The 2717-nt window shown below is 70.2% G+C and carries 2 protein-coding genes; one reads left to right on the top strand and one right to left on the bottom strand.

Annotation, left to right across the window (positions count from 1 at the left end; genetic code table 11):
- A partial coding sequence (locus VGR06_RS10875; RefSeq protein ID WP_327558885.1) for an acetamidase/formamidase family protein occupies nt 1-744 on the bottom strand: 744 nt, incomplete at its 3' end.
- A gap of 467 nt (nt 745-1211) precedes the next feature.
- Here VGR06_RS10875 and VGR06_RS10870 point away from each other — a divergent pair.
- The gene (locus VGR06_RS10870; RefSeq protein ID WP_327558884.1) at nt 1212-1958 is read left to right on the top strand and encodes a VOC family protein; all 747 of its coding nucleotides are present in this window, start codon (nt 1212-1214) and stop codon (nt 1956-1958) included.
- Nucleotides 1959-2717: the final 759 nt, after the last annotated feature.

The following is a 2717-nucleotide window of genomic DNA, read 5'->3' as shown; positions in this document are numbered from 1 at the left end:
CAGCGAGCCTTCCATCGCGGTGAGCGCGACTTCGCCGTCGCCCTGCGTCATGTGCGGGTCGCCGGCGAAGAACAGCGCGCCTGGCACTTGCACCGGCAGGTACAGCGTGGCGCCGGCGCCGAGGTCGTTGATGTCGAGGTTCCCGCCCGCGTCGGTCGGCGGCACGGAGTCGACCAGCGCGCTGGTGTCCCGGGCCACGCCCATGACGCCCATGAACGGCGCCAGCGGGAAGCGCGGCGAGACGTTGCCGTGCAGCCGCCCGAACAGCTCCCCGCGGTGCTGCTCGACGGAGGCGAACACGCTGATGTTGCCGCCCACGTTGAAGTACCGCGCGAGCGCCGGCACGCCTTCCCACTCCTGCGGGAACCGCTCCGGCAGGGCGCCCCGGTTGTGCCGGTTGGACACGACGCCGTACCGGACCCGCAGCGCGAGGTCGAGCACCTCGACCTTGAGCACGTGCCCGGGCAGCGCGCCGCGCACCGCGACCGGCCCGGTCACCACGTGCGGGCCGGGACCGTCGTGCGGGGTGCCGGCCGCGATCCGGACCGCATCGGCCAGCACGTCCCGCGCCGGAATGCCGAAGCCGCCGAAGAAGCCGCGCGGATCCTTGCCCTGGTCCTCCAGAATGCCCTCGTGCGACACGGTGTCGATGGTCACCACCGACCCGGAGTCCACCACGGCCACCGCAACACTGTCCCGGTTCGGCAACCGCCCCCACGCCACGGTGCCGGTCGTCGACGGCACGAAGGCACCCCGCCCCACAGGCGTCGCCACGGCTGGCCGCGCCGCCGCCAACCCCCCTCCCACGACGCCCAAACCCGCCGCGCGCAACACGTTGCGCCGCCCAAGAGCCCTCATATCCCCGGACACCATCAGGCTCCCATGTCAGCCCGATGTCCCCACAATCTCCATCGTGTTACCACCGCGCGGCGTGGTTCGTCCCGCTTCTCAAAAGGTTATCTCTGTCCTTCTCCCGGATTTCGATTGCGCCGCGCCCTGTCATATTGTCAGCGTGGTCCCAACCAGTGATCATCTCGACCGACTCGACCTTCAACATCCTCATCTGCCGATGTGCGGATGACGTTGAATCGGTCGAGAGCCGGGAGGTCTGGCCCTTCCCGGCTGTCGATCCAGCGGTTGGTTTCCACTGGGTGGTTTCGCCGGTTCCCTATTGGCTTGCCGCCTCATGGGGCGGTGTCTACGGTCCGGTGATGCGTTCGCGACTGCTGGCGGTGACCTTCGAGGCGGACGACCCTGCTGGACCGGCACGCTTCTGGGCCGGCCTGCTCGGTCGGGAGGTCATCGAGGATACCGGCGGTGTGCTGCTGCCGGGCGGGGACGCCCAGCTCGGCCTGCGGTTCGTACCGGGCCGCGCCGGCCAACTCGGCGCGAACCGGATGCACCTGCACCTGACCAGCGCCGACCTCGACGACCAGCGGCGCACGGTGGCCACGGCGGTCAGGCTCGGTGGCCGCCATGTCGACGTCGGGCAGCGACCCGAGGAGGCGCACGTTGTCCTGGCCGACCCGGCAGGCTACGAGTTCTGCGTGATCGAGCCCGGCAACGGCTACCTCGCCGGGTGCGGCCCGCTGGGCGAGCTCACCTGTGCCGGCACTCGGCAGGTCGGCCTGTTCTGGAGCAAGGCGCTGGGCTGGCCCTTGGTGTGGGACCGGGGCGAGCAGACCGCGATCCAGTCACCGCGCGGCGGCACGAAAGTCGCATGGGACGGATGGGATAGCACGCCCGTGTCGCCGACAGCGGAGCCGAACCGGCAGCGCTTCGAGCTGCTCCCGGACGGCGACCAGCGGGCGGCGGTCGACGCGCTGATCTCCCTCGGCGCCGCTCGGCTCGACGCCCTCAACGACGGCACCGTCGTACTGGCGGATCCGGACGGCAACGAGTTCTGCGTGCGGCCGATCGGTCGCCACCCCGCCGAGTCGCCACCCCAGCCGGGGTGACCGCCGCCGCGTCGCTCTGGACGTGCCCGGTGGTGCCGTAGCGCCGTCGTAGCGACAGCGGGCCGCCGGGTCCAGCGACACCACCATTTGACCCCGGCCCGGTCAGTGATCTCCACCCGCCGCCGGCCCAGCACCTGAGCATCGCGTACCCGCTCGTAGCGGCCGGCCCGCTACGAGCGGCGCACCGCGGCGGCGCTCCGACCGCTCCCGGCGTTGCCGAACATCCGCACATGCCGCGATGCGTGTGTTTCTCAGGGGGCGTGTGGGGGAGCGGTGCTTGGTCGCGGGTTGGTGTGTGGGATGCGGTCGGTCGGTGGGGGTGTTGCTGCGGGTTGGCTTGTCAGGTGTACGGGTTTGTAGGGCGGGCGTGTCTGGGGCGGGAGGCCGATGCAGCGCATTGGCACCGTGTGACGGGACGATCGGTCGTTGTTGGGCGCCGGGTGAGGTGATTGGCCGTCGCGGAAGGTCTTGTCATCAGAGCTGGTTATCGACCACGGAGGTCGCGAGAAGAAGTCGCCGATTGATCATTTTAGAGAGGAGACGACGCAAGTTCGGCTTGGGTGGGGCCGGTGCTGTCGTCGAGGATGTCGGGCAGTCAGACGCAACACATTGGCACCAACTGGTCGGCCGCTCTGCCCACGGCGACGCTGCTGAACCGTGAGGCGGGGCGCACCGTATCGAGGGCACCGCGGATGTTCCGCGGCCTGCCCGTGCGTTAGGCTTGTGGGCGAGCGACCTGCTCGAGAACTGGCGTCATGC

This window comes from Actinophytocola sp., from assembly GCF_036002505.1.
Taxonomy (GTDB): Bacteria; Actinomycetota; Actinomycetes; order Mycobacteriales; family Pseudonocardiaceae; genus DASYTH01.
This window is presented reverse-complemented; position numbering and strand designations above follow the sequence as displayed.